At 36.0% G+C, this 3524-nt stretch carries 6 protein-coding genes; 2 read left to right on the forward strand and 4 right to left on the reverse strand.

Annotation, left to right across the window (positions count from 1 at the left end; genetic code table 11):
* Nucleotides 1-586 (forward strand): ABC transporter permease (locus AC1DND_RS26230; protein ID WP_477585582.1); only part of this gene is annotated, 586 nt, incomplete at its 5' end.
* A 56-nt stretch (nucleotides 587-642) separates the two neighbouring features.
* Here AC1DND_RS26230 and AC1DND_RS26235 read toward each other — a convergent pair.
* Genes AC1DND_RS26235 through AC1DND_RS26245 form a run of 3 tightly spaced genes read right to left on the reverse strand, consistent with a single transcriptional unit; the run spans nucleotide 643 to nucleotide 2063 of the window.
* Complete coding sequence (locus AC1DND_RS26235; protein WP_477585584.1) at nucleotides 643-1044, reverse strand: hypothetical protein; 402 nt, start codon at nucleotides 1042-1044, stop codon at nucleotides 643-645.
* A gap of 11 nt (nucleotides 1045-1055) precedes the next feature.
* Entirely contained in the window at nucleotides 1056-1502 is a 447-nt protein-coding gene (locus AC1DND_RS26240; protein ID WP_477585586.1) for a hypothetical protein, read from the reverse strand.
* A 36-nt stretch (nucleotides 1503-1538) separates the two neighbouring features.
* The gene (locus AC1DND_RS26245) at nucleotides 1539-2063 is read right to left on the reverse strand and encodes a tRNA pseudouridine synthase A (protein ID WP_477585588.1); all 525 of its coding nucleotides are present in this window, start codon (nucleotides 2061-2063) and stop codon (nucleotides 1539-1541) included.
* A gap of 145 nt (nucleotides 2064-2208) precedes the next feature.
* Between AC1DND_RS26245 and AC1DND_RS26250 the strand changes: the two genes are divergently transcribed.
* Nucleotides 2209-2415: a YchJ family metal-binding protein gene (locus AC1DND_RS26250; protein WP_477585591.1), complete on the forward strand. Its 207-nt coding sequence runs from the start codon at nucleotides 2209-2211 to the stop codon at nucleotides 2413-2415.
* Here the strand turns inward: AC1DND_RS26250 and AC1DND_RS26255 are convergent.
* On the reverse strand, nucleotides 2410-3524 hold a 1115-nt coding region (locus AC1DND_RS26255; protein WP_477585589.1), incomplete at its 5' end, for an ATP-binding protein. The genes AC1DND_RS26250 and AC1DND_RS26255 overlap by 6 nt on opposite strands.

Raw genomic sequence — 3524 nt, forward strand, 5'->3', positions numbered from 1 at the left:
CCTGAATAACTGGAACGCCAACGAAATTGGTGGTATAGAAATCAGGATTAATGATTTTAACAGACTTAAGCCTATTGCCAATAATATTTATGAAAAGCTTCCACGCAATTTGCGCTCGTATTCTATCGAAGAAAATTTTCCTAATATATTTACCTGGTTAGGTCTTCTTGATGTAAACACCAATGTGCTTTTAATCCTGATGTTAATTGTAGGTGTAATTAACATGGTTACCGCATTGTTGATTATGATTTTGGAGAAAACAAATATGATCGGGATGCTAAAATCTTTTGGGGCCAGTAACTGGAGCATTATGAAAATTTTCCTTTACAATGCGGCTTATTTAATTGGTATTGGCTTATTACTGGGGAATATTCTGGGCTTAGGACTTGGTTTTTTACAGCAGGCCACTCACATTTTCAAGCTTAACCAGGCCTCCTACTTTTTAGCTTATGCACCAATAGAATTTCATTTTATTGATGTGCTGCTGCTTAATATCGTTACGGTAGTGGTATGTTTAACGGTCTTGATTATCCCTTCGCTATTGATCAGTAAAGTTTCTCCGCTTAAAGCAATCCGATTTAAATAAGGAAAAAACTTGGGTCACCGGACAGATCATTTTCCGATGCCCAAGCAAACCTAAACTTAAGCTCTTGTCAACTCAACTTTTACAGTTGGTGTGTTATCACTTTTCTGAAGCTGAGGATATGGTGTAATGTCAATTAATTTGAGTGAATAATCTATGCCGTTAATTTTAAGGTTTGCTACACCCTCTAAGGTGCCACAATCTCCTTTGCATAAGATAATTTCCTGATCAATGTTATTAGATGTTAATTTGAAAAAAGCTTTTGCACCACCAGCGCCAATGCAATCAGCATTTATTGGGCAACGGCTATCGCTAATCGAYTTTAATACTAATGTAGATGCACCGATTGATTTTGAAGTATTGATTTCAAATTCGTAATTCGTCGTTTTTGTTTCAGATTTCTTCTCACATCCAAAAACAAAACTAGATAAGACAATAAAGAAGAATATTAAATTTTTCATTTAGATGAGGATTAACTACTTCTTTTTAAAATATATTCATAATCTACTGTAGCGTAAGAGGTAGCCGGAGAAAAATCTGTTTGAAGCTTAAACCTTTTTCTAAGGGTTAAATCTACTCCGCTGCTTCTAATATCGTATTCGCCATTTAAAATCATATTCCAATCAAAATCTGCTGTCCAAACGCCCTCATCTGTAAAATATCCGATCCCGTTCTTAAAGTTATAGGTTCCCTTACCTCCCGATGGTTTTAGGTTAGCATCAGCACTAGGAGTAATGTTGAATTTTCCATCCTGTAACGAGATAGAAATTGGTCGGGTTATCGGCACAGACCTAACACTATTGGTAATTACCAACACACCTGTATAGTTGCCATCCAATAAAACATCCACGGTTGTAGATTTTTTACAGCCTAATGATAGGATCAGTGCAAAGAGGAAAATACAGATTTGAACTTTCATACTCCTTAAACGGAGTTCAAAATGAAAACGCTACACTTAAATTGAAATCCAGTCTATACCTTGTGTACTATGGATAAATTCAGTGCGTGGTTCGAGGTTTAAATATGGATAAGTGACTTTCGAAAGGTATAAACCTGTTGGGTGAGCGGGTAATGATAGTTTTGAGGATTGCAGGGTAATCAGTCCGCCTTCAAATTCATCAAAGCTAAGTTCTCCTTTGCCAACCATTAGCATTTTACCCATAATAATGCGGATCATTTTGCCCAAAAAGCGGTTGCTGGCAATATGAAACCTCAGCCTGTCGCCTTTTGGATTTACAAATAAATCGGCTTCCATTACATTGCAGATGGTATGCTCGTATTTATCAGGATGCGTACAAAAAGCCCTATAATCTTTGTATTGGGGTAATAATTTTACAACGGCTTTCATTTTATCAAAATCTAGATTATTTAATTGATAAAAGGAACTTTGGGTGCTTAAAAAAGGATCTTTATAGGTATGGATAAAATAATCATATTTCCGTTGTACAGCATCAAACCGGGCATGAGGTTTCCCCTCCATTTTAATAATGTCGTATACGGCGATATTATAAGGTAAAGCTTTATTCAGGATGTAAAGCAGATCGAAATCAATCTCTTTTTCAATATCTGCATGGAAAAAAAACTGACTGGCATGTACATGCGCATCTGTTCGCCCACAGCCGTTAATAGGGCATTCGGAAAGTGCTTATTTAAGCAGTGCGAAAAACACCAAATGGCTAAAACTCGAAATTATTTTTTCTGATTTTGATATCGTCGAGTTTAAGGCCTATTATCTGAATAAAAAGTTCCAAACAGAAATATTGCATGAAAAATCTAATTTCAGATTAGAAGATGGGAAATGGTATTATGTGGATGGGGAATTTTATTTATAACAAAAATTCACTCACGTTTTCGGGTGTAATTATTTTAGTCTCCACATTCTCATAGGCATCTAAAAACGTCTTTGGAAATCTTGCATTGGATTTAGCGTTCCATTTAATTTCGTAGGCATTCATTAACCCGTTTCTTTCTTCAATATAATCTATTTCCTGTTGTGCATGCGTACGCCAAAAGTATTGGTTGCAATTAATCTGTTTATAAGCAAGAAGTTTAACCCTTTCACTAATTACGAAATTTTCCCAAAGGGCACCAATGTCCTGTCTTAATACAGCTGGACTAAATTGATTAATTACAGCATTTCTGATACCATTGTCGTAAAAGTAGATCTTTCGGCTTTTCTTTAGCTCATTTCTTAAGTTCCTACTTAAAGATCCCAATCTGAATACAATAAATGCCTTTTCAAGCAGATCGATATACTTCTCTGTTGTTTGATTATCCAGACCTGCTAATTGCCCTAGTTCGTTATATGATACCTCATTGCCTACCTGAAAAGCCAAAGCCTGGATTAATTTCTCCATCTTATCTGGCTTTTGTATTTTCTCCCAGGTTAGGATATCTTTATATAGGTAACTGTCCGATAATTGTTTTAAGCGTATTTCTTCTCCACCTGGATTGTTCACGATTTCTGGATAGTAGCCATAAACCAAGCGATGGTTCAATAATCTTTTCTCTGCAAGTAGACCGTTTTCCTCCACCATTTCTCCGAACGAAAAAGGAAATAGGTTATATTCCCATTTTCTACCAGTAAGTGGTTCGTTAATATGATTGGCTAACTCAAAGGCTGAAGAACCAGTAGCAATTACTTTTACATCTTTAAGTTGATCAATGATTAATTTAATAGATAAACCAATGTTGTCAACTCTTTGCGCTTCATCAATTACCAACGTTTTGGCTTTTCCAAGAAGTGCACGTAAGGAGGTTGAAGTGGTATTGGAAAGTATTGTTCTAATGTCTGCGTCATCACCATTCCACCACATAACAGGTTTAGCAAATTTAGAAGAAAGCTGTTGCAAGAGCGTACTTTTTCCAACCTGCCTTGGGCCTAAAAGGATGATCGCCTTTTCATCTTTTAGATGTTTTTCGATAGAATCTGATATTGCTC

Source organism: Pedobacter sp. 01N416, assembly GCF_056399685.1.